Origin of the sequence: Microbacterium terrae, from assembly GCF_017831975.1 — a bacterium.
GTDB lineage: Bacteria > Actinomycetota > Actinomycetes > Actinomycetales > Microbacteriaceae > Microbacterium > Microbacterium terrae.
Map to the genome: position 1 here is coordinate 1,761,838 of NZ_JAFDSS010000001.1, position 21,830 is coordinate 1,783,667.

The following is a 21,830-nucleotide window of genomic DNA, read 5'->3' on the forward strand; positions in this document are numbered from 1 at the left end:
GACTCGCTCAACGACCGGTGGACCCGAACCCCGGTCGTTGGGCGGGCGCAGGCGAGACGCGACGCTCAGGGATGCTGCGCGGTCACCAGTGCGGGTGGATGCTCTCGCGCAGGCGCTCGTCGTACACCCGGCGGATGACGGCATCGAACGCGTCGACGTCGAACCCGCCGTCGATCAGCTCGCCGGCATCCGCATTCCTGCCCGCCTGCGACACGTTGCGCGCACCCGGGATCACGCTCGTCACACCGGGAAGCGAGGCGATCCACGCCAGCGTTGCGGCAGGCAGCGGCACGCTGATGGGCAGCGACGCCGCGAGCTCGCGCGCCGCCTCGACGCCCACCTCGAAGTCGACACCCGAGAACGTCTCGCCGCGGTCGAACGCCTCGCCCTGCCGGTTGTACGTGCGGTGGTCGTTCTCGGCGAACGTGGTGTCAGCCGTGTACCGGCCCGACAGCAGGCCCGATGCGAGCGGCACGCGCGCGAAGATCGCCGTTCCGGCGGCGCGCGCCGCGGGAAGCACCGCGTCGAGCGGCTTGAGCCGGAACGGATTGAGGATGATCTGGATGTTCGCCACGTTCGGCCGGGCGATCGCCGCGAGCGCTTGCGCGCACGTCTCGACCGATACCCCGTACGCGGCGATCGCGCCCGACGCCACCAGGTCGTCGAGGGCGTCGTATGTCGCGCCGGCGGCGATCACCTCCGACGGCGGGCAGTGCAGCTGCACCAGGTCGAGTCGGTCGACGCCGAGGTTCTTGCGGGAGCGATCGGTCCACGCGCGGAAGTTCTCGGGCGTGTAGTTCTCGGGCTCCTGCGCCATGCGCCGACCCATCTTGGTCGCCACCGTGACCGTGCGCTCGTGGCGCTCGGCCAGGAAGCGCCCGATCAGCTTCTCGCTGCGTCCGTCGCCGTACACGTCGGCGGTGTCGAACAGGGTGACGCCACGGTCGACGGATGCCGCGAGCACGGCGAGCGCCTCGTCTTCCGACACCTGCCCCCAGTCGGCACCCAACTGCCAGGTGCCGAGGCCGATAGCCGAGACGGCGCGGCCGGTTCGACCGAGAGGACGCTGCTGCATGGGGAGCCTTTCATCGCCGCGGCGAGCACGGACGCCTTCCAGCTTGCCATCCGAAGCGCGCGCGGGGCGAGAACCGGGCGCGCCGCTCCCCCGCTGCGCGCTATCGCGCCGGCTCCGAGCGGGCGCCCCGATCGTGCGCGCCGACCGGCGCGGCGCCGTCCCACCGCCGCTACGGCGCGATCGTCACCGGCGTGCCCTCGGGCAGCTCGGCGAGCGCTGCGATCGGCTCGGGGCCGAGGCGGATGCATCCGTTCGAGATCGGCCCCGTCCGGTCGTCGTGATAGTGGAACGCCGTCACGGCGACGTTCGCTCCGGCGAACCCATCGAGCGTGGGCGACTGCACCGACAGATAGACGATCGGGTTGCCGCGCGTGTACCAGTACTCGGGCACCACGCGCGTCATCATGATGAACGCCCGCCCCATCGGCGTCGGCGTGTCTTCGGTGCCCCACGCGAAGTCGGTGGCGATCCTCTCGGCCACCCCACCGCGCACGATGTCGACGGTGCGGTCCGAGATGTCGACGAGCACTTCGACATCGATCGGCGCGATCTCGACGTCGGCGACGCGCAGCCAGCCCGTCACCTGCGCCGGGTCGCCCTGCGACGGCACGGCCTGGCGGCCGGTGAGGAGCACTTCGACCCAGTCGTCCTGCTTCTCGACGATGGGCAGGGTGGTGCCGCCGTACGAGTATTCGCGGGGAACGTAGGCCACCGGCTCACCCGTCGGGTCGGCGAACACCGGCGCCCCGGCGGCGCCGGCGAGCGCGGTGAGTCCGGATGCCGCGGCGAACGGATCGTCGTCGACAGGAAGCTCGGGGATCACGGAGAACACGGTCACCCGCGGCAGCGTCGTCACGTCGTACGACGTGGTGTTCGCGGGGTAGCCGGTCGGCGTCGGGGTCGGCGTGGGCGTCGGCTCGGCAGGCGTCGCCGTCGCCGCGCCCGTCTCGGTCGGCGTGGGAGCGGATGCCGCCGGCTCGCCGCGCTCCGCGTACGAGACGGCGAGCGCGACGAACACCCCGATGACCACCGCGGCGAGGGCGCCGATCGCGATCGCCCTGCGTGGTCGCGCGCGCCCTGTGCCCCCGGCATCCGCCATTCCTCCATCGTCGGCGTCGGCCGCACGTGCCGCAACCCGCGGCATCCGTCAGCGCGGCGTCGCACGGGCTTTCTGCGCCGCCCGTCGTTCGACGAGGTGTCTTGACGGCGACGCCGGGATGGAGAAACGTGAGGGTGTCGGCGTCGAGAGGACACGCGCATGAGGCAGATCTCCTACCGCCGGGTGGAGCCCGTGACCGTGTACGCGGCCCGCATCGATGCGCCCGGACCCGGTCCCGACAACGTGGGACCGGCGATCGCGACGGTGATGCCCGCCTTCAACGAGGCCCTGATCGATGCAGGCAGGCCGCTGCTCGAGCCCGGCATCTTCTGGTACGAACCGCACGACGACTCCCCCGAGCTGACGGTGCACGTCTCGTTCCGTGCCGAAGACCCGCCCGTGCCGGGCGACGGCTACGAGGTCGTCACGCTGCCCGCGGTCGACACGATGGCGGTGCTCGTGCACGCGGGCGACATGACGGGGATCGGGGACTCGTGGGGCCGGCTCATGGAGGGCGTGGCGGCCGACGGCTACCGCATCGTCGGCCCGTGCCGCGAGGTGTACCTCGAAGCGGGTGACCCCGAGCCCGGACCGGACTGGGTGACCGAGCTGCAGGCGCCCGTCGAACGGGGCTGACCGATCCAGCGGTCAGCCGTCGAGCTTCGGTGAACGCGCGTCAGCGCCGGGAGCGGATGCGCGCGAGTGCGGTGTCGATCGCCGCGCACGCCGCCACCGCGACCACGTACACGAGCAGGTCGCGCGCGTCGAAGACCGTGCCGAGCACCAGCATCGCGGGCGGGAACACCGCGCCGAGGGCGATCGGGATGCCGGTGAGCTGGAACAGTTCCACGGCCACGCACCACGCGCCCGCCACACCAGCCACGACGAACGGCGACCAATGGGGTGCGACCAGCACCACGGCGAGATACGCCGCGGCCGCGTAGAGCGCGTCGCCCGAGATATCGGTCGCCGCGGTGTCGGCGAGAAGCGCGTGCACGCCCAGACCGCAGGCGACCACCGCTGCGAGGAGCGCGAGGGCGCGGGGTCGGCGCCGGGCTGGGCGTCGCACTGCGGACGCGGATGCCTCGTGGTCGCCGGCCTCCGCAGTCATCCTGCCAGTCTGCCCGAGGGCCCTCACTGTTCGATGAACGCCACCTCGAAGTCGGCGAAGTGCAGCCCCGATTGCGCGATCGCCTGTTCGATCCCGGCGTGCGCGCCGGGAGCCACGATGTGGATGCGCGCGACCCCGTCCGTCTGATCGCCGGGTTCGCTCACCCAGATGCTCGTCGCGTCGAAGTCCTCGGCGAGCGTCGTCAGCAGGGCGACGGTGGCGGCGCTCTCGCCCGGCTGCACCTCGACGCCGACCGCGGGCGCGTTGATCTCGACGCGGCTGTCGGGACGGAGCCCCGCCGCCGCGAGCAGCTCGTCGGAGTGCGCGATGAGCGGCAGCACCGGCGCGAGGTCGCTGGTCGGCGCCTCGAGCGCGACGAGGGCGAGCATCCCGTCCTCCCAGACGCCCGGCTGCACGTCGAGCCCCGGAGCGAGCCGATCGAGTTCAGCGACCAACGGCACCGCGTCGAACCCGAACTCGGGGCATCCGTCCGTCGTGCCGTCGCCGGCGGGAGTCGCGCCGTTCAGCGAGATGGTGGCCCCGGCATCCGTCGACGCCTGGATCGACCACATCACGGCCTCGGGATGATGTGCCTTGCATGCGAGGTCGAGCAGCCCGGGGAGCCGGTCATCGTCGACGCCGACGCCGATCCACGACGACGGCGGGGCGAACAGGGGCGCCTCGACCCACCGCGAAGAATCGACCGCGCTGACACCCGGCACCGCGGCGACCTCGGCCGTGAGGGCGTCGAACTCCGCGCTCGGTCGTTCGAAGTGCGTCTCGTCGACCATCCAGGAGAATAGCAGCGAGCCCCCGATCACGAGACCCGCGATCACGATGCCCGTCGACCACAGCACCACGCGCCGCGCGATGGGGCGGCGTGGAGGCGGACCGCCGGCCTCGTCGGGTGCAGGTGCCGCGGCCGAATCCGGTGCGTGCGTCGTCGACATCCGCTCACCTCTCCACCGGACGCGCACTCGGCGCCGATCACCCACATTCTGACGGGCGGCGACTCCACAGGCCACCCCTACGGGGCATCCGGTCGCCTCCGCAGGTTCTTCACGTCGGTCCGCTGCTTCTTCGCCTTCAGCCGACGCTCCTTCGCGCCTCGGCTCGGCTTGGTCGCGCGCCGCACCGCTGCGGGCGGTCGGAGCGCGTCGGCGAGGAGCGCCGCCAGCCGGTCGCGCGCGGCATCGCGGTTGCGCAGCTGCGCCCGATGCTCGGATGCGGTGATCGTCAGCACGCCGTCGACGAGCCGGCCCGAGAGCCTCGTGAGGATGCGGTCGCGCTGCACCGGCGAGAGGGCCGCGGAGTTCGCGGCATCCCACAGCAGTTCGACGCGCGAGTCGGCGGTGTTCACGCCCTGCCCGCCCGGCCCCGATGAGCGCGAGAAACGCCACGACAGCTCGGACTCGGGGATCGTGAGCGCCGAGCCGACCGCGAGTCCGGGGCGATGGGCGGCAGGCATGCCTCCATCATCCTCTCGGCGTCGGCCTATCGGCCCCGAGGCGGCGCAGGAGATCGCGCGCCTCGGGGCCGATCCGGTCTCGACCCGCGTCAGGCGTCGCGCGTGCGGAGCACTCCCCAGCCGAGCACGAGCGGCACGACGACCCACCCGGCGAGCGCGAGCAGCGACGGGAGGAACTCCTCCGCACCGGGTGTGGTCAAGGCGGATGCCGCGTTCATCGGCAGATACGCGCCGAGGTCGACGATCCACTGCCAGGCTTCGCCCGCCATGGAGAACAGGCTGAACACGATCGGCAGCACGAACAGCACGCCCACCGTCGCCGCGATCGCGCCGGCGCCGTTGCGGATGATGAACCCGAAGCCGAGTCCGAGCAGCGTGAACACGACCATCGACAGCACGCCGTACGCGAGCGGGACGATCGACTGGGCGCTGTCGGACCAGTCGATCCCCTCGGTGAGGAAGGGCGCCGTCGCGGCGATCGCGATCGCGTAGGTCACGATGGTGGTGACCGCCATGACCAGCGCGAGAACGACAGCCTTCGCGAGCACCACCCTGCCACGGCGCGGCTCCGCGGCGAGGGTGGAGCGGATCATGCCCGTCGAGTACTCGCCGGTGATCACGATCGCCCCGAGGATGCCCGCGACGAGCATGGTGAACTGCGTCGGCGACAGGATGGCGCTGACGGCCGGGAAGCCGGGGCCGAAGCTCGACGAGGCGCTCGCGATCATCATCGAGATGCCGACCGAGAGCAGCGCCGCGACCCCGAGCGACCACCAGGTCGAGCGCACGGTCGCGATCTTGATCGCCTCGCTGCGCAGCAGGTGGCCGAAGGTCAGCCGGTACGACGAGGCCGCTCGTGTGCGTGCGGCCGGCTGTGCGGTGAGCGTGGTCATGCGATCTCCTTCGACTTGTACTCGACCGCTTCGCCGGTGAGGGCGAGGTAGGCCTCTTCGAGCGAGCCCGTGCGCGAGGTCAGTTCGTGGACGGGGATACCCAGCGACGCGGCGAGGTCGCCGAGCGACGCGGCGGTGATGCCGGTGATCTCGGCGGCGCCCGGTTCGGTGACCGTGACGGTGAACTCGGGGCCGGGAGCGGTGATGGCCGCCACCAGCTCTGTCAGTCGCGGCGAGCGCACGGCGACGGTGTTGGTGGTCCAGCTGCGCACCAGGTGCGACAGCTCGGCGTCGGCGAGCACCTGACCTCGACCGACCACGATCACATGGTCGGCGGTCTGCGCCATCTCGCTCATCAAGTGGCTCGACAGAAGCACGGTGCGCCCCTCCGACGCGAGGTGGCGCACGAACTGGCGAACCCACCGGACGCCTTCGGGGTCGAGCCCGTTGACCGGCTCGTCGAGGATGAGCGTCTGCGGGTCGCCGAGCAGTGCGGCCGCGATGCCGAGGCGCTGCCCCATGCCGAGCGAGAACTTGCCGGCGCGCTTGCCGGCTACCGAGCCGATGCCCGTCAGCTCGATCACCTCGTCGACACGCCCGCGGCCGATGCCGTGGGTGGCGGCCATCGCACGCAGGTGGTTGCGCGCGGAGCGGCCGGTGTGCACCGCCTTCGCGTCGAGCAGCACGCCCACCTCGGTGAGCGGCGCACGCAGGTCGGCGTAGGGCCGGCCGTTCACCGTCACGGTGCCGGCCGTCGGCCGGTCGAGGCCGACGATCATGCGCATCGTGGTGGACTTGCCGGCGCCGTTGGGCCCCAGGAACCCGGTGACCTTCCCCGGCTGCACCGTGAACGAGACCTGCGAGACCGCGGTCTTGTCTCCGTAGCGCTTGGTGAGCTGTTCTGCAACGATCATGCGCTCCACGCTACGGATGCCGCGTCGCCCGCCGCATCCGTCGCAAGGATGACATTCCCTCGGCCGCGAGTACGGGTGCAGCGCCGTCCGCGCGACGCCGCGGCGTCCCTTGCCGGAGGCGACTCGCGCGCGGTCAGGGCTCGAGGTGTCTGACCAGCTCCGCGACGACGGCTGCGGCGAGCTTCGATTTCAGCGCCTGGGCGATGTCGGCGGCGCTCGCCCCGTCGTCTGCGGCGTCGGTGATCGCGGAGACGAGCGTCCGGTCGCCGCGACCGAACAGGTTCTTCCACAGGTCGAACTCGGCGGTCTCGATGTACCACTTCTCGCTCGCCCGCTTCGACGCCTCGGACAGTTCGTCGGCGTTCGCGAGCGGAATCCACTTGCCGCCGACGACGATCGCCCGCCCGCGGTTGCCTTGGGTGTCCTCGACGAAGATCATGTCGTCCTCCTGGGATGTCTCGGGTTCTTCCGGGGATAATCGCGCATCGACTCCGCCGACGTACCGCTCGATGTCGAGCGTTCCGGCGTCGGCGCCGAATCTGTAGCGATGTGTCGGCCAGAGTGTGGTGTGCACGTGCGGACCACCGGTGTTCCACGGAATGGTCTCGAGCGACGCCGCACCGAAGAACTCCGACCCGTAACCGGATGCGCCGGAGTAGGCGACGACGTCGCCACGCTGCACCCGGTCGCCGCGGTTCTTGGCCCACCGTGACAGGTGGAGATACCGCACCCGAAGGCCGTCATCGAGGTCGATGGTGAGGTAGCGTCCGGTGGCGGGCTCCGTGCACCCGCCGATCTCGACCACGAAGCCGTCGGCGGCCGCGAGGATCGGAGTGCCCATCGGGCAGTAGTAGTCGACGCCCGCCTCTTTCGACGGCGGGCGGCGCCGCGTGTGCGCATCGAACGTCGACAGGCCGGTCGGCACGACCGGCCGTTGGTATTCGGACATGGCTGCTCCTCCCATCGCACGGGTGCGGTGTCACTGAGAAGAGCGCGGCGAAGGCCACGGTGATGCAAATCGAGGATGCGGACTCCGCCGCCACCTCAGTAGACGGATTCGCCTCCGTCGCTGGGGAGCACCGCGCCGTTGATGTTCACCCCATCGCGGCTGAGCAGGAAGGTGATCGACGCGGCGAGAGCCTCGGGCAGGGCGAGAGGGGCGTCGGCGATGTGCTCATCGAGGCGGGCCTGACCGAATGGGCTCACCCTGCCGGGACGCATGCCGGTGAGCGTGCCGCCGGGGGCGACCGCGTTGACCCGGATGTTGTGCTGCTCGTACATGTATGCGGTGTTCTTGGTGACGCCGACGACGGCATTCTTCGACGCGGTGTAGGCGAGCCCTGCAGACGAACCTCGCAGTGCCGCTTCGGATGCGATGTTCACGATCGATCCTTGCTTCTGGCTGATCATGAAAGGAACCACGGCGCGAGTGAGTTTGATGAGGCCGAACACGTTGACGTTGAAAACCCGCTCGAGCGTCTCGTCGGACACCTCGTGGATGGGGCTGAAGTCGTCCAACAGCCCTGCTACGTTCGCCAGGCCGTCGATGCGTGCGCCTGCCGCGGCGATGATGCGATCGATGCTCTCGGCGGCGGTGATGTCTCCGGCGACGGGGACGATGTCGGCCTCGGGCATGCCGGCCGCGAACTCAGTCAACCGGTCCTCCGACAGATCGACCGCGACGACTCGGCCGCCTTCACGTGCGATGCGCGAGGCGACGGCGCGCCCGATCCCGGACGCCGCGCCGGTCACGATGACGGTCTGGCCATCGAATCGACCCGGGGTGACGACTTCGGTCCATGACGCGTGGGATACGCCCTGAGGTGCTGCACCCCCGTTGGCCTGTGCGACGAGATTGTCGATCATCCCCTCGGGCAGCGGGCCGCCCGCGCCGAGGAATCGGCTCAGCGGAATGTTGCGCGCGAGCCGGAGCGCGCCGTCGGAGATTCCGCCCTGAGCCGCGATGCCGGCGATGACACGCGCACCCACCGGATGCCCCATCCACTCCGCGATCGTGCTCTCAGCGTCGATCGGGTTGATCTGCTCAGTCATTTCTGTCCTTTCGGGACGTGGGAGGCACCGCGGTGGGGCGACGCCGATGGTTTGTGCGGCTGGTCGTGCGAGGTCCGGTCAGAGACCGGGCTCAGGGCGAGACTTCGACCCCGGCCCCGGCGTTCGCCGCGGCGGCCAAGCCCTCGATCACCGACTCGGGAATTGCGCCGTTGCTGATCGCGACCAGTTGCGTGAGAGGAGCTCCGCGCAGCGGAACCAGGCTCGACGAGGCGGCTCCCATTCGCGACAGCAGATCTCCGAGGATCACGGCTCCGACCGGGTGATCGAGCCATTCGCCGATCGTCGACTCAGCCGACAGCGGGAGCGGCGCCTCGGGAGCGTCGGGTTCCCGCGGAGGTTCGACGCGCGTGCGACGGGCGTCGTATCCGGATCCCTGAGCGGAGGGGACGAAGCCTTCGAGTGCGGCGTGCCAGCCAGGGGCATCGAAGCAACCTGTCTCGGCCAGCACGGCTACGGCGAGGAGCAGGCCACCGTTGCCGGGGAGGTAGAGCGGAAGCATGCTCCCCATCTGCGGGTTGTGGCCCACCGCCGTGTATCGGTTCTTGCCCTCGGGCCGCAGAAGCGCGTCGAGGGCGAGCGCCGGTTCATCCAAGCGCGCGGCCGTCATCGCCATCACCGGGAAGTCCCATCCCCACGCCGTAGGCCAGTCCCACGAGCGCCAGACGTCGGTCAACGTCTCGCGCATGATGACTGGATCGATGAGCGGAGTGGAAGGGACGACACCGTACGCCATCAGCAGGGATGGGTGGTCGTCGCGACGGAGCGGTTCCCGCGTCGCGACGGCGGCATAGCGGCCCCCATCCACGAATGGTGCGTCGAGTCCCTCCTGGACGCGGCTCCAGTCCTCGTTTCGGGCGAGGCCGGTGCGTTCGCGCCACCGCTGCGCGATCTCGAGGCCCCACCACCAGTACGCCAGCTCGAACGTCGGGTCTGTCGTCGCGCGCGGATCGTAGAACTCCTGCGCCGGCATGATGGGCGACCCGAGGTGGAAGACGCCATCGCGCTCTTCCGCGTACGCGGCCATGAACGTCGCGGTCTCAGAGACCACCTCCGAGAACTCGAGGAGCAGTCGCTGCCGGTCTGCGGCCGAGGACGCGCTCCACACCGACTCGAGCATGTGGAGGATATGGGGCTGCTGCCAGGCGAGCAGCGACCCGATGTCGCTCGGCGATTCCTCGCCTTCGGGTCCGGTCTGCTTCGGCCACCGTGCGCCGGGATAGTTCTGACGCTCGGCCGTGGCCCGCGCCTGGTCGAGGATGGTCGGATACCAGGCGAGGCTGCGTTCCAGCAGGCCGGGGCGCCCCCACGACGCGAAGTGCGCACCGTGCCAGAGGTGCATCTCGAGGTGGAACTTGCCCTGCCACGAGTTGGTGACCAGGCCGGTCTCGGCGGGAGGCAGGTGGCCGGCCGAGTGGACGCGGGTGAGGTACTGCGACAAGACGACCCGACGCTCGAGTTCGTGGGCGCGCGGGTCGGTGCTGCGCGACAGATCGATCGCCGCACCGCTGAGCCAGAACTCCTCCCAGGACGCCACGCTCGTCGCGCGGAGATCGTCGAACGACGGCAGCGGCTCAGCGTCGGCGGTGGGTGAGAAGCGGACCACGACGTCGATCCGCTCTGCCGACGTCTCGATCACGAAGTGGTGAGCGGAGTCCCCGCGGACGACCGAGCCGTCAGACACGGCGATGTCACAGACGTAACGCGTCGCGTCGAGGGTTCTGCGAATGCGGGCGGTGCCGTCAGGTTCGACGGACAGATCGCTGCGGTGCGCGTCGACGGCCGACCAGTCGTCGGTCGCGAAGAAGCCGTCGCTCGCGTACGGGAACCGGAACACGATCCTCGCTCGTCCGTTCACGAGAAGGCGGGTGTCGACACGGAACGCGACGGTCGCGCCATCGGCTGCGCTGACGGTCTCGACGTGCGCCCGCTCGCCGGCGTAGGTGAACTCGCTGCTGAGCACGCCCGTCCACAGGTCGAGTTCTTGGTGCGGCTCGCCCAGCACCCGCGGGTCGGTCTCGCAGTCCGACCCCGCCTCGCTTCGAAGTTCGACGCCGATTCGGCCGAGGTCGATACGCTGCGGATTCGCGTTCAGCCAGGCACCGGGCTTGAACTCATCGGTCACCGCTCCCGTCATCGCGCCCATCATGTCGTGCTTGTCGGGGTAGCTGACCGCGCCGCGAGCCGTCTCGTACGTCGTCATCGCGTCGCCCAGAACGTAGCCCGCAGGGTTGGGCATCGAGTGCCAGCCCCACGAGCTCATCGTCGTCGTGTTGACGACGGTGCGACCCTCGCGCTGGCCGACGACGGGGTCGTGGAACGCGGGGAAGGACTGCATGCCGGTGAGGTCGGCGTTGAACGCGAAGTCACCGTTGCCCATCGAGACGACGTTCTCGGGGTCGGCGGCGCTCAGGATCAGCTTGTGCCGGGAGACGACCCCGGCACGGTCGATCGGCGTGCCGGCACCTGTCGGCCGGGTCTGTTCGGTGGTCATTCTCCGCTCCCTCCCGCGTTGGCCATCGCAAGCAGGCCGGCGATCTGCTCCGGACCGATCTGCCCACCGCTGAACGCGACCATGCGATTCAGCGGAATCTGCGCCATCATCATCGCGGTGTCACTGCCCATCGCATCGTCATTGCTCGCCCCTTGTGTGGCCTGGCGCGCGCCCATCGAGGCGATCATCGGGCCGGCGACGGGATGTTGCATCAACTCTCCGAGCGTCGATCGCTCGGTCAGCGGGCGAGGCATGTCATCGCCGACGAGCTCCGCACCACCGGTGACGCGGATGTCGCGACTCGATGCCCCGACGGATACGTCGTAGTCGCCGCCTTCGACGACCCATGCCGAGGCAGTCTCATCCCAGTAGGCGAGGTCCGCACGCGGGATGTCGAAGACGACTGTCTCGCACGCACCGGCGGCGATCGCGATGTTCGCGAAGGCCTTCAGCTCACGAGGTGCACGGGGAACGCCGGATCCTCGCTTGCCGACGTATACCTGGATGACTTCGCGTCCGTCCTGACCACCGGTGTTGTCGACGATGACTTTGACACGCAATCCTCCGTCGATCACGTCGAGAGCGAGATCACGGTAGGCGAAGGATGTGTAGGACAGGCCGTGCCCGAAGGGGAACGTGACGTCCAGGTCGCGCGCGTCGTACCACCGGTAGCCGACGAAGACTCCTTCGGTATAGCGCACCTCGGACCCGGTCCCCGCGAAGGACAGGAATGCCGGGACGTCTTCGAGACGCTGCGGAACGGTCTCACTGGTGCGGCCCGACGGGTTCACGACGCCGAAGAGCACGTCGGCGACACCGCCGCCGAACGCCTGGCCGCTCAGCGCACCGTCGACGATCGCGGGAGCCAACCGCTCGATCTCCGCCAGGCGTATGACGCCACCATGGCTGAGAACCACCACGGTGCGAGGCTGGGCAGCCACGACAGCCCGGAGGAGTTCGACCTGGTCGCCCGGGATGTCGATGTGGGTGCGGTCGAAGCCTTCGGACTCGTCGTGCTCCGCAAGACCGAGGAAGACGATCGCCGTGTCCGAGTTGCCTGCCGCGGTGACGGCCTCGTCGCGCAGAGCGGCGGACTCGCCCGACTCGCCGAAGCCTGCGGCGAACGTGAGTTCAGCTGTGGGTGCGAGCTCCCGGATCTCATCGAGCGGGATGTCGACGCGGATCGCATTCACGTGCGAGCTGCCTCCGCCCTGGAAACGGGGGGCCTGGGCGAACTCGCCGATCACGGCGATGCGTCCCTCTCGCGCCACGGGAAGAACATCACCGTCGTTCTTGAGCAGCACCATGCTGCGCGCGGCCGTCTCACGGGCCAGGGCGTGATGAGTGTCGAACTCTACGGCTGGAACACGAGTTGCCGAGGCGTCCCGTGAACGCTCGAGCAGGCGGGTCACATTCGCAGCGGCCGTCGTGACATCTGCGGCATCCAGCACCCCGGCCTCGACCGCCGCGACCACCGCGCGGTCGGATACTCGGTGACCTCCCGGCATCTCGAGATCCATGCCGGCAGCGACTGAGGAGACGCGATCGTCGACGGCGCCCCAGTCACTGAGGACCACCCCGTCGAACCCCCACTCGGTGCGCAGAACGTCCGTCAGCAGCCAACGGTTCTCGCAGGCGTACTCGCCGTTCACCCGGTTGTACGCGGCCATCACGGTCCACGGCTTCGCCTCGCGGACGACCTTCTCGAAACCGCGAAGGTAGATCTCGCGCAGCGTGCGCTGGTCGACCACCGAGTCGGACCGCATCCGGTCGGTCTCGGAGTTGTTCGCGGCGAAGTGCTTCACGGACGCACCGACACCGCCCGACTGCAGGCCCTCGACCCACGCCGCGCCGAGCGCTCCCGTCAGATGCGGGTCCTCGGAGAAGTACTCGAAGTTGCGCCCTGCGCGCGGGTCGCGCTTGATGTTGATCCCGGGCCCGAGCAGCACACCGACGCCGTAGTGCCGCGCCTCGGCTGCCAGAGCCTGACCGACACGCGAGACGAGTTCGGGGTCCCACGACTGGGATAGTCCCGCTGCCGGCGGGAAGCAGGTAGCGGGCTGACTGGGCGCGATACCGACGTGATCGACGGCGGCGTCCTGGGCACGCACACCGTGCGGACCGTCGGAGAGCACGAGTGCCGGAAGGCCGAATGCGGCCTTCGTCTTCCAGAAGGATGCCCCGCTGCCGAGCGCCGCCTGCTCCTCGAGCGTGGTGACCATCAGAACCTCCTCCGGGCTCACTGGACTGGGGCGAATGCAGGTGAGAGAACGACCGTCGCATCGCCGTGCTGCGCGCTGCGGGCGGTCACGACGATCTCACCGGCGTCGGCGGTGCGTCGGATCGCCGCCAGCGCCCGTCCGCGGAACGTCGTGTGCGTCGCGCCTGTGAAGCTCTCCTCGGTGACGGGTCGGGCGCTTCCGAAGCCGGCGAGCTCGCCCGGCCCATCGATCGACACGGTGATCACGTCGGTCGTCGCCGAGTCGACGGTGCCCTCGGCGTCGCCGAGTGCGATCTGGACGAAGGACAGCTCGTCGACGTCGGCAGACTGCTCGGCACGCAGCTGAAGCGTCACGGCAGAAGCTGTGCGCAGGGTGGACCGGCCGATCTCGGCGCCGTCGCGGAAGGCGACGGCAGTCAGCTCGCCGGCCTCGTATGGGGTTCGGAATCGAGCGACGAACGACGTCTTCGCGCCCGCGCGCTTGCGTCCCAGCGAGCGTCCGTTGAGGAGAAGCTCGACGTGATCGCCGTGCGAATAGACCTCGATCTCGGCCGTGCCGCGCAGATTGCCCCACGACCAACTCGGCACTGCGTCGGTCGACAACCAGGGGGTTCTGTTCGCGCGCCATTGCATCTTGTCCAGTGGCCGCACCGCGATACCGGGCGAGTCGGTGATGTGCCAGACGGCCTGGGCAAGGTACAGAAGGGCGCCGGGGTTGCCGGTGATGTCGAACACGCCGGCGCCGGCGAGGATGCCGGGGTAGGGCTTGCTGATGCCGCCGACCTCGTCTCCGTAGCTCCAGTAGCCGAGGCCGACCTCTCCCAGGTAGTCCCACCCGGTCCAGTTGAAGTCGCCGATGACACCGGGAACTTTCGTGACACGCTTCCAGATCGCGGGGAGGTCAGCGGGCATGGACTCGGTGCCGACGATCACCCGATCCGGGTAGCGCTTGCGGGCGCCGGGGTAGCTGGCGTAGGCGTAGTTGTATCCGGCGATGTCGACCGCGGCGAAGGCATCCCGAGTCGCCTTGTCTGCGGCGGGGAGCAGCGAGGCGCCGACCATCAGCCGACCCAGTTTGGCGGTGATCATGTTCGCAGCCGTACTCGTCGCCTCTTTTCGCTCGGGCGGGGCGCTCTCTCCGCTCTCGTCGATTCCGCCCTTGGCTGCAGCCTTCGCCTTGGCTGCTGCCGCCTTCGTCGACATCATCGCCAGGAGCGGATTGACCGCGAGCGTGGTGGGCCTGGTCGGGTCGGCGTCGTGAACGTACGCGTGGATGTCGCGGGCCAGTGCGGCGCCTTCGGCGGTGGCGGCTTCGGCGATCTCGTTGCCGATCGAATACATGATCACCGAGGGGCGGTTGCGGTCTTTGGCGATCATCGAGTCGGCATCCTCGCGCCACTCGTCACGGAAGCGGGCAGAACCGTCGCCGGCCGTCTTGCGTGCGAACCACACGTCGGTGAGCTCATCCATGACGTAGAGGCCGAGTTCGTCGCAGGCGTCGAGGAAATGCCGCGACAGCGGGTTGTGGGCGCTGCGGATCGCGTTGTACCCGGCATCCTTCAACGCGCGAGCGCGCCGGTGTTCGGCGGTGGCATAGGTGGCGGCGCCGAGGATGCCGTTGTCATGGTGCACCGCCGCGCCGCGCAGCAGCACGGTCTGGCCGTTGATGCGCAGGCCGTGCTGCGGGTCGATGTCGATCGTCCGCAGACCGATTCGCAAGGATCGCTCATCCAATGTCACGCCATCGGACACGAGCGCCACCGTGACGTCGTACAGGGTGGGCGATTCGGCGGACCACAGTCGCGCGGCCGGCACCGTGAGCCGAAGTTCTCCGTGCCCGGTCGCGAGGATCGGCGTCTCCGCCTGCACGACGACCACGCCGTCGAGCGAGAGCACCAAGGTCGCCACCGCACCACGGTCATCGATGCCATCTGCGTCGATGAACACGTCGACCTCGGCATCCTCGCCGACTGCAGTGGTGACGATCCGGAGGCCGTCGTGGGCGATCTGCGCGGCCCCCACCGCCTCGAGCCACACCGGGCGATAGATCCCGGCGCCGCTGTACCACCGGTCGGTCGGCACATCGACCATGTCGACGAGCACGTCGATCACAGCATCTGCGCCAGGTCGGGCGCCGGTGAGGGGGGCGGCGAACTCGCGGTAGCCATTGCGGCAGGCGGCGACCTCGCGACCGTCGAGCAGGACGCGGGTGTCTCCCTGAACGCCTTCGAACAGAAGCGAATATCGAGTGGAGGCGGCATCGGCAGGAACGCGCCACGTCTTGGTGTACCGGTAGCCGCCGCCGGGGAAGAAGCCACCGTGACCCTCGGTGGCAGCATCCGCCGCCCGCTCTTCTCCGATCATCGCGTCGTGCGGGAGCGCGACCGGAACGGCGTCCCCCTCCGGCGTGCGCGTGAAAGTCCATCCCTCGTGGAATCGGGTGGTGCTCATGGTTCAGACCTGCAGTTCCTCAGCGATGGTGGGGAGTTCAGCGCCGTTGCTGCGGGCGAGAGCGCCCAGCCAGGCCAGACTCGGCTTCGGTGTGCGCACGAACGTCTCACGGTCGACGGCGATGAGACCGAACGTCGGGCCCCAGTGCCCCCACTCGTAGTTGTCGAGCAGCGACCAGTGCAGGTACCCGCGGACGTCCACCCCATCGCACATGGCGGCTTCGAGGCCTGTGAGCGCCTCTGCCGTGTAGGCGACGCGTCTCGCGTCGTCGGCAGTGGCGATGCCGTTCTCGGTCACCAGGACGGGTGCTCCGGAGACGGCTGCGGCGTGACGGACCGCGATCGCGAGAGAGTCGGGGCGATACGCCGTGCCCACCATCGTGTTGTCAGGATGGTCGGGGTGGGGCACGAGCCCGTTCTGGTCGACCCGCTGCGCCGAGTATGACTGCACCCCGACGAAGTCATCTCCGCGGGATGCTTCGAGGTAGACGTCTTCGTAGGAGTAGCGCACCTCGGTGAGCTTCTGCTCGTCTTCCGGCTCGGCATAGAACGCGCCGTTCGCGATCGACCACCCGACCTTCGCCGACGTCCGCGTGCGGAGAATGTCGCGCGCTGCGTGATGTGCGGCGATCAATGGCGCGGCATGACCGACGGTCGGCACCGGCAGCGCGGCGGCGATGCGGTCCCGGTCGGAGTCAGCCTCGACCGTCGGACTCTGCCAGTCGGGGTTGGCTCCCGATCGCATGGCCTCCATGACCATGGTCATCATCGCCAGCATGTTGGGTTCGTTGATGGTGACGATCCATTCAACGCCGTCGAGGATCTCCGTGGCCTTCTCGACGTAGGCGCTGAAACGGTCGACCGCGTGGGGCGAAGCCCAGCCGCCTTCGTGCGCGAACCATGCCGGAAGGCTGAAATGGTTCAGCGTGACGACAGGCGTGACTCCGGCCGCAAGGCAGGTGTCGATCATTCGCCGGTAGTGGGCGAGTTCAGCGCGTGAGAAGCTGCCCTGGCGAGGCTCGATCCTCGCCCATTCGATGCCGAAGCGGTAGGAGTTCAGGCCTGCTTCGGCGAGGAGGGAGATGTCTTCGGAGTACCGGTGGTAGCTGTCGACGGCATCGCCGCTGAGCTCCATGCCGGGCATCATGCCTTCGCGAGCCCACCAATCGCTGTTCGTGTTGTTGCCCTCGATCTGGTGGGGTGCGGTCGAAGCACCCCAGAGGAACCCGTCGGGGAAGGAGGTCATGCGCCACTCGCTTTCACGTATGAGAGTCAGGACGGGCGGCAGGGTGCATGCCCCTGCCGCCCGGACGGTCAGATCTTGATCGTGCTGGTGTCGGAGTGAACGCCCGCCGCGAGGTCCTCCTGAATGGCCGGCAGGTGCTTCTCGACTTTGTACAGGTAGCTGAGGGCGAACATGGCGACCGTCACGATCAACGGCATCAGCGAGTACAGGCTGACGATCGCTCCGTTGGCTTCGGCGGACTGGGCATCGAGCAGTCCGTTGTAGCCGACCACACCCATGGTGATTCCCACGATCGCCGACGCGAGGCCCTGGCCGACCTTGCTGGCGAAGCCCTGGATCGAGTTGGTGACGGCGTCCACCCGCTTGCCGGACTTCCACTCTCCGTAGGTCATCGCCTGAATCATGAAGAAGCCGACGAGCATCGTCACGACCGTGGTGAAGGAACCGAGCAGCTGGCCGATCACGACCATCGGGAGGGATGTCGGCGCAACGAGCACCATGAGGTAGCCGATCGCGGCGAGGCCGAGTCCGATGCGAACGAAGTTCATCGCGCCGATCGTGCGCACAGCGAGCGGGAACAGCAGATACACCAGCGGGATGATGATGCCGCCGAGCGACACCAGCGACAACAGGCCGAGGTCGCCGAGGATGTACTTGAAGAAGTATGCCCCGACGATCGCGTTCGCTCCGATGACGATGTTGGCGAGAAGCACGATCGCCGAGAAGATGAAGACGAACCTGTTCTCGAACACGGCCTTCACCGTGCCCTTGAAGCCGAGACGTTCCTCGGTCATGTGGTCGGTCTCGTCTTCCGGGAGCTCCTTGATGGTGAAGAAACGGATGAGGCCGACGATCATGAGCGGGATGCCGTAGACCGCGGCGATCAGGGTCCAGCCTCCGGGCTGGGTGCCCCACGATGCCATCAGCTGCGGAAGCATGATGCTCGCGATCGCGGCGACGAGGATGATGAAGACTCCCTGGCGGGACAGCACCTTGGCGTACTGCACCTCGCCACGGATCGAGCGCTTGAGGTACACCGCCTCGGACGCGTTGAGGAACGTTGCGCACACGGAGTTGATGAGCGCGTAGAGCACGAACAGGTATGTCGCCTGCCAGAACGCGTCCATGTCGGGCGTCGAGAAGATGGCGATCGTCAGCAGCCACAGTGGGATGAGGAAGAGCTCGTACGGGCGTGCCTTGCCCCAGCGGGTGTTGGTTCGGTCGATGACGAAGCCTGCGACGAGGTCGGTGATCCCGTCGAAGATCTTCGCCGCGAGGAACAGTCCCCCCACCAGCGCCGGCGCAAGCCCGACGAAGTCGGTGGCGTAGAACGTGAGCTGCAGCATCACGACCACGTTCACGGCGAGCGCGAAACCTCGGGTCGAGAACCGCAGCGAGAAGAACGGCGGAAGCTTACGGCTGGTCGGCAGCGCCGTCTGCGGGTCAGCGCCGACAGCGACGTTGACGTCGCCCGGCTGGGCGGTGCCGGCGGTGCCGGTTCGGGTGTCGGACATGTGCACTCTCCGTTGAGGGGTGGATGTTGCGTGATCGCGTTATCACGTGACAATGCTCAGTAGACCACGTAGAGTTATCACGTGTCAACCCTCGCGGACGCGAGTAGGATTTCTTCGATGGAGAGGAGCACCTGGTGAATGCGACCAGCTCCGACGTGGCCAAGCACGCCGGCGTCTCGCGCGCCACGGTGAGCCAGGTCCTCAACGGGTACGCCGAGCGCTTCGCTCCGGAGACGGCGGCGAAGGTCTTCGCGTCCGCCGCCGAGCTGGGATACGAGCCGTCGGCTGCCGGGCGCGCACTCCGTCGCGGATCGAGCGACTTCGTCGTGGCGCTCCTCCCCCACACGACCTTCGGTGGCAACCTGCAGGACCTGTTCGAGCAGATGACGGTCACCCTCGCCGACCACGGCTACACCCTCGTGCTGCGGATGGCGGGATCGGCGGCCTCCACGCTCGACAAGATGATCGCCGGGATGAAGCCCGCCGCGGTGTTCTCGCTGACCCCGTTCACCGATGACGAACGAGCCGTCCTCGACCGTCGCAACGTGCTCGCGATCGATCCCCCGAGCGTCTCCCAGGTGGACTACAACCGTGCCATCGGCCGCATGCAGGGAGCTGCGCTCGTCGAAGGCGGTCACACGAGACTCGCCTATGCACACCTGCGTGACGAGCGGCACGATCCGTTCGGATTCGCCCGCGAGGAGGGACTGCGCGAGGTTGCCCGCGAGCACGGACTTCCCGACGTTCAGGTCGTGGATGTGAGCATCGATCTGGATCGTGCAAGCGCCTCATTGGGCGAGCTGGCCGTGCCGGGTGTGGCGATCGCCTGCTACAACGACGATGTCGCCATGGCCCTGCTGGCCGCCGCCCGCGTGCGGGGCCTCGAGGTTCCTCGGGACCTCGCACTCATCGGCATGGATCGCACCGACCTCTCGCGAATTGCGGTGCCTCGTCTGACCACCATCGAGTACGACATGGTGGCTGCAGCCGGTGCCGGCACCGCGAGCCTTCTGCAGGCATTGGGCGCGGGCGCGCCTCGCCCGACGGCGGCGCCGGCGGTGCTGTCTCTGATCGCCGGCGAGACCATCTGACCGTCCCACCGGTTGCGGGTCGCACTCCGGTCGCTCGCACCGTGGACCGAGACCGCGACGTACTGCATCCGGACTTCGCAGGTCGATCAGTTCATAGTCGTCCGATCCGGCAAGCGGGCGGCGCCCGCCGAGGGTACGTGACGGGCCGACAGCAGGTGTCGCCGGCGTCAGGCGCTCACGAGAGCCTTCAGGGTCGAGCGCGCGTCCATCTCCGCGTAGGCGGTGGGCACGTCGTCGAGCGTGTAGGTGCGGTCGAACACCTTGCCGGGTTCGATCGTGCCATCGAGCACGAGCGGGATGGTCTGCTCGATGTATGCGCGCACGGGCGCCGGGCCACCCGTGAGTGTGAGGTTGCGGCCGAACAGAGACCCGAACCCGACACCGGCCTTCTCGTACTGCGGCACACCGACCCGCGAGATGACGCCGCCGGTGCGGGCGACGCGATAGGACTGCTCGTAGGCGGGCATGAGGCCCACGGCCTCGAGCACGATGTGCGAGCCGAACCCGCCCGTGAGGTCGAGGACCTTCTGGATGCCCTCCTCGCCACGCTCGGCGACGACATCGGTCGCGCCCCACTCGACACCCAGGTCGGTGCGGTCCGTGTGACGGCCCATGAGGATGATCTGCTCCGCACCCAGCTGCTTGGCGGCGAGCACGGCGGACAGACCGACGGCGCCGTCGCCGACGACGGTGACGGTCTGACCGGGCCGGATGCGGGCCATGTGCGCTGCGTGGTAGCCCGTCAGGTACACGTCGGACAACGTGAGCAGAGACGGGAGGACCGCCTCATCCTTCTCGGTGACCCCGGGCACCTCCACGAGGCTGCCGTCTGCCAGCGGGATCCGTGCGAGCTCGGCCTGAAGACCCGCTGTCTGAGGGGTGGCGTAGAAGCCGCCGTGCGGGCAGGCGGTCTGGAACCCGTCCTGGCAGATCGCGCACGTGTTGTCTGCCCACGCGAACGGCGCGATGACGAGGTCGCCCTTCTTCACGGTGGTGACGGCCGAGCCGGTCTCTTCGACGACGCCGAGCAGCTCGTGCCCCATGCTCTGGCCATGCTCACGGGTGGGCATCGAGTGGTAGGGGTGCAGGTCGGAACCGCACACGCAGGTGCGGACTGTGCGCACGATGGCGTCGGTCGGCTGCTGGATGACGGGATCTGCGACGGTCTCGACGCGGACGTCTCCCGCGCCGTACATGATGGTGGCCTTCATAGGGTCTCTCTCCAGTTCGGTATGTGATCGCTCATGATTTCGGGCAGATCTATCGGCCTCCCGCAGGTCTCCGCCCCGCCGGCGATCCGCTGCCGCTCGTGTCCACAGCTTCGGAGGGGTGCTCGGCCGCCCACGACGCCAGCAGACATAGACGCTCCGCAGACGGCGACCCGGGTTCCGCCGTGTAGATCAGCAGCACGTTGCCCGGCTCCGCCGTCAGCGCGAGCTCCTCGTATGTCAGCGTGAGTTCGCCGACGACAGGATGCTGGAAACGCTTGGTGCCGGCGCCGTGCGTGCGCACGTCGTGCGCCGCCCAGAGCCGCCGGAACGTCTCACTCCGGGTGGACAGCTCCCCCACCAGCTCCTGCAGCGCGCGGTCGTGCGGGTCGCGGCCGGCCTCGGCGCGCATGACCCCGACGCACATCCCCGCGAGGAGCTCCCAGTCGGGATAGAAGTCGCGCGCCGCGGGGTCGAGGAACTGGAACCTCGCCAGGTTCGGCGCCCGCCCGCCGTCGCCGATCACGGGTGAGTAGAACGCCCGACCGAGCTCGTTCACCGCGAGAAGATTCTGGCGGGGGTCGCGCACGAATGCGACAGCGTCCGTGATCGCCTCCAGCGCCCAGGACAGGCTCGGCCGGGGCGCCCACGCCCGCGGGGCGCGTCGCCGTGAGCGACCGCTGGTCGGGATTCCGTCCGCCGCCCGGGCGAGGTCGAGCAGGTGGGCGCGCTCGGTGTCATCGAGCTGCAAGGCGTCGGACACCGCATCCAGCACCGCCGCGGACGCACCCGCGATCGCGCCGCGCTCCAGCTTGGCGTAGTACTCGACGCTCACCCCAGCGAGAGCGGCGACCTCGCTTCGGCGCAGTCCGTCGACACGCCGGTTCGACCCCGCCGTCAGCCCGGCATCCTCGGGGGTGACGCGAGCACGACGTGTCATGAGGAACTCGCGCACCTCATCCTTGTTGTCCATGCC

Annotated in this window: 18 protein-coding genes; 2 read left to right on the plus strand and 16 right to left on the minus strand. The window is 68.9% G+C overall.

What is annotated here, in order from left to right:
* Positions 1 to 82 precede the first annotated feature (82 nt).
* Complete coding sequence (locus JOD63_RS08175; RefSeq protein WP_045275348.1) at positions 83 to 1,075, minus strand: aldo/keto reductase; 993 nt, start codon at positions 1,073 to 1,075, stop codon at positions 83 to 85.
* Positions 1,076 to 1,244: 169 nt separating this feature from the next.
* Positions 1,245 to 2,174 carry a L,D-transpeptidase gene (locus tag JOD63_RS08180; RefSeq protein ID WP_045275347.1) on the minus strand — a complete coding sequence of 310 codons (930 nt, stop codon included), beginning with the start codon at positions 2,172 to 2,174 and terminating at the stop codon, positions 1,245 to 1,247.
* A 159-nt stretch (positions 2,175 to 2,333) separates the two neighbouring features.
* On the opposite strand from JOD63_RS08180, the gene JOD63_RS08185 reads away from it, so the two are divergent.
* Positions 2,334 to 2,810, plus strand: coding sequence for a GyrI-like domain-containing protein (locus JOD63_RS08185; protein ID WP_052682483.1), 477 nt, complete (start codon positions 2,334 to 2,336; stop codon positions 2,808 to 2,810).
* A 40-nt stretch (positions 2,811 to 2,850) separates the two neighbouring features.
* Here the strand turns inward: JOD63_RS08185 and JOD63_RS08190 are convergent, their stop codons facing one another.
* From JOD63_RS08190 to JOD63_RS08245, 12 genes are all read right to left on the minus strand, one after another.
* Positions 2,851 to 3,285, minus strand: coding sequence for a DUF2809 domain-containing protein (locus JOD63_RS08190; protein ID WP_045275346.1), 435 nt, complete (start codon positions 3,283 to 3,285; stop codon positions 2,851 to 2,853).
* Between the two features lie 23 nt (positions 3,286 to 3,308).
* A complete protein-coding gene (locus tag JOD63_RS08195) occupies positions 3,309 to 4,235 on the minus strand; it encodes a hypothetical protein (protein ID WP_045275345.1) in 927 nt (308 codons plus the stop codon).
* 77 nt (positions 4,236 to 4,312) lie between these two features.
* The gene (arfB, locus tag JOD63_RS08200) at positions 4,313 to 4,753 is read right to left on the minus strand and encodes an alternative ribosome rescue aminoacyl-tRNA hydrolase ArfB (RefSeq protein ID WP_045275344.1); all 441 of its coding nucleotides are present in this window, start codon (positions 4,751 to 4,753) and stop codon (positions 4,313 to 4,315) included.
* Between the two features lie 89 nt (positions 4,754 to 4,842).
* Positions 4,843 to 5,646, minus strand: a complete 804-nt coding sequence (locus JOD63_RS08205) for an ABC transporter permease (protein ID WP_045275343.1) — start codon at positions 5,644 to 5,646, stop codon at positions 4,843 to 4,845.
* Positions 5,643 to 6,560 carry an ABC transporter ATP-binding protein gene (locus tag JOD63_RS08210; RefSeq protein WP_045275389.1) on the minus strand — a complete coding sequence of 306 codons (918 nt, stop codon included), beginning with the start codon at positions 6,558 to 6,560 and terminating at the stop codon, positions 5,643 to 5,645. The genes JOD63_RS08205 and JOD63_RS08210 overlap by 4 nt, the downstream gene beginning before the upstream one ends.
* Before the next feature lie 133 nt (positions 6,561 to 6,693).
* Complete coding sequence (locus JOD63_RS08215) at positions 6,694 to 7,509, minus strand: M23 family metallopeptidase (protein ID WP_045275342.1); 816 nt, start codon at positions 7,507 to 7,509, stop codon at positions 6,694 to 6,696.
* A gap of 95 nt (positions 7,510 to 7,604) precedes the next feature.
* Positions 7,605 to 8,612, minus strand: coding sequence for an SDR family NAD(P)-dependent oxidoreductase (locus JOD63_RS08220; protein ID WP_045275341.1), 1,008 nt, complete (start codon positions 8,610 to 8,612; stop codon positions 7,605 to 7,607).
* Positions 8,613 to 8,703: 91 nt separating this feature from the next.
* Positions 8,704 to 11,124, minus strand: a complete 2,421-nt coding sequence (locus JOD63_RS08225) for a hypothetical protein (protein WP_052682482.1) — start codon at positions 11,122 to 11,124, stop codon at positions 8,704 to 8,706.
* Positions 11,121 to 13,346, minus strand: a complete 2,226-nt coding sequence (locus JOD63_RS08230; protein WP_045275340.1) for a glycoside hydrolase family 3 C-terminal domain-containing protein — start codon at positions 13,344 to 13,346, stop codon at positions 11,121 to 11,123. The genes JOD63_RS08225 and JOD63_RS08230 overlap by 4 nt, the downstream gene beginning before the upstream one ends.
* A 17-nt stretch (positions 13,347 to 13,363) precedes the next feature.
* Positions 13,364 to 15,796, minus strand: coding sequence for a glycoside hydrolase family 2 TIM barrel-domain containing protein (locus JOD63_RS08235; RefSeq protein WP_045275339.1), 2,433 nt, complete (start codon positions 15,794 to 15,796; stop codon positions 13,364 to 13,366).
* Between the two features lie 3 nt (positions 15,797 to 15,799).
* A complete protein-coding gene (locus JOD63_RS08240; protein ID WP_045275338.1) occupies positions 15,800 to 17,041 on the minus strand; it encodes a glycoside hydrolase family 1 protein in 1,242 nt (413 codons plus the stop codon).
* 68 nt (positions 17,042 to 17,109) lie between these two features.
* Positions 17,110 to 18,555: an MFS transporter gene (locus JOD63_RS08245; protein WP_045275337.1), complete on the minus strand. Its 1,446-nt coding sequence runs from the start codon at positions 18,553 to 18,555 to the stop codon at positions 17,110 to 17,112.
* A 134-nt stretch (positions 18,556 to 18,689) separates the two neighbouring features.
* On the opposite strand from JOD63_RS08245, the gene JOD63_RS08250 reads away from it, so the two are divergent.
* Positions 18,690 to 19,646, plus strand: a complete 957-nt coding sequence (locus JOD63_RS08250; RefSeq protein ID WP_052682481.1) for a LacI family DNA-binding transcriptional regulator — start codon at positions 18,690 to 18,692, stop codon at positions 19,644 to 19,646.
* 167 nt (positions 19,647 to 19,813) lie between these two features.
* Here JOD63_RS08250 and JOD63_RS08255 read toward each other — a convergent pair whose 3' ends face one another.
* Together JOD63_RS08255 and JOD63_RS08260 are read right to left on the minus strand one after the other, a co-directional pair.
* Positions 19,814 to 20,857 carry an alcohol dehydrogenase catalytic domain-containing protein gene (locus JOD63_RS08255; protein WP_211088077.1) on the minus strand — a complete coding sequence of 348 codons (1,044 nt, stop codon included), beginning with the start codon at positions 20,855 to 20,857 and terminating at the stop codon, positions 19,814 to 19,816.
* A 49-nt stretch (positions 20,858 to 20,906) separates the two neighbouring features.
* Positions 20,907 to 21,827, minus strand: coding sequence for a helix-turn-helix transcriptional regulator (locus tag JOD63_RS08260; RefSeq protein ID WP_045275336.1), 921 nt, complete (start codon positions 21,825 to 21,827; stop codon positions 20,907 to 20,909).
* Positions 21,828 to 21,830 lie beyond the last annotated feature (3 nt).

What these genes read in the sequence shown, in the direction of transcription:
- JOD63_RS08175 (WP_045275348.1), bottom strand. Translation starts at nt 1,075, where the DNA reads ATGCAGCAGCGTCCTCTCGGTCGAACCGGCCGCGCCGTCTCGGCTATC.
- JOD63_RS08180 (WP_045275347.1), bottom strand. Translation starts at nt 2,174, where the DNA reads ATGGCGGATGCCGGGGGCACAGGGCGCGCGCGACCACGCAGGGCGATC.
- JOD63_RS08185 (WP_052682483.1), top strand. Translation starts at nt 2,334, where the DNA reads ATGAGGCAGATCTCCTACCGCCGGGTGGAGCCCGTGACCGTGTACGCG.
- JOD63_RS08190 (WP_045275346.1), bottom strand. Translation starts at nt 3,285, where the DNA reads ATGACTGCGGAGGCCGGCGACCACGAGGCATCCGCGTCCGCAGTGCGA.
- JOD63_RS08195 (WP_045275345.1), bottom strand. Translation starts at nt 4,235, where the DNA reads ATGTCGACGACGCACGCACCGGATTCGGCCGCGGCACCTGCACCCGAC.
- arfB (WP_045275344.1), bottom strand. Translation starts at nt 4,753, where the DNA reads ATGCCTGCCGCCCATCGCCCCGGACTCGCGGTCGGCTCGGCGCTCACG.
- JOD63_RS08205 (WP_045275343.1), bottom strand. Translation starts at nt 5,646, where the DNA reads ATGACCACGCTCACCGCACAGCCGGCCGCACGCACACGAGCGGCCTCG.
- JOD63_RS08210 (WP_045275389.1), bottom strand. Translation starts at nt 6,560, where the DNA reads ATGATCGTTGCAGAACAGCTCACCAAGCGCTACGGAGACAAGACCGCG.
- JOD63_RS08215 (WP_045275342.1), bottom strand. Translation starts at nt 7,509, where the DNA reads ATGTCCGAATACCAACGGCCGGTCGTGCCGACCGGCCTGTCGACGTTC.
- JOD63_RS08220 (WP_045275341.1), bottom strand. Translation starts at nt 8,612, where the DNA reads ATGACTGAGCAGATCAACCCGATCGACGCTGAGAGCACGATCGCGGAG.
- JOD63_RS08225 (WP_052682482.1), bottom strand. Translation starts at nt 11,124, where the DNA reads ATGACCACCGAACAGACCCGGCCGACAGGTGCCGGCACGCCGATCGAC.
- JOD63_RS08230 (WP_045275340.1), bottom strand. Translation starts at nt 13,346, where the DNA reads ATGGTCACCACGCTCGAGGAGCAGGCGGCGCTCGGCAGCGGGGCATCC.
- JOD63_RS08235 (WP_045275339.1), bottom strand. Translation starts at nt 15,796, where the DNA reads ATGAGCACCACCCGATTCCACGAGGGATGGACTTTCACGCGCACGCCG.
- JOD63_RS08240 (WP_045275338.1), bottom strand. Translation starts at nt 17,041, where the DNA reads ATGACCTCCTTCCCCGACGGGTTCCTCTGGGGTGCTTCGACCGCACCC.
- JOD63_RS08245 (WP_045275337.1), bottom strand. Translation starts at nt 18,555, where the DNA reads ATGTCCGACACCCGAACCGGCACCGCCGGCACCGCCCAGCCGGGCGAC.
- JOD63_RS08255 (WP_211088077.1), bottom strand. Translation starts at nt 20,857, where the DNA reads ATGAAGGCCACCATCATGTACGGCGCGGGAGACGTCCGCGTCGAGACC.
- JOD63_RS08260 (WP_045275336.1), bottom strand. Translation starts at nt 21,827, where the DNA reads ATGGACAACAAGGATGAGGTGCGCGAGTTCCTCATGACACGTCGTGCT.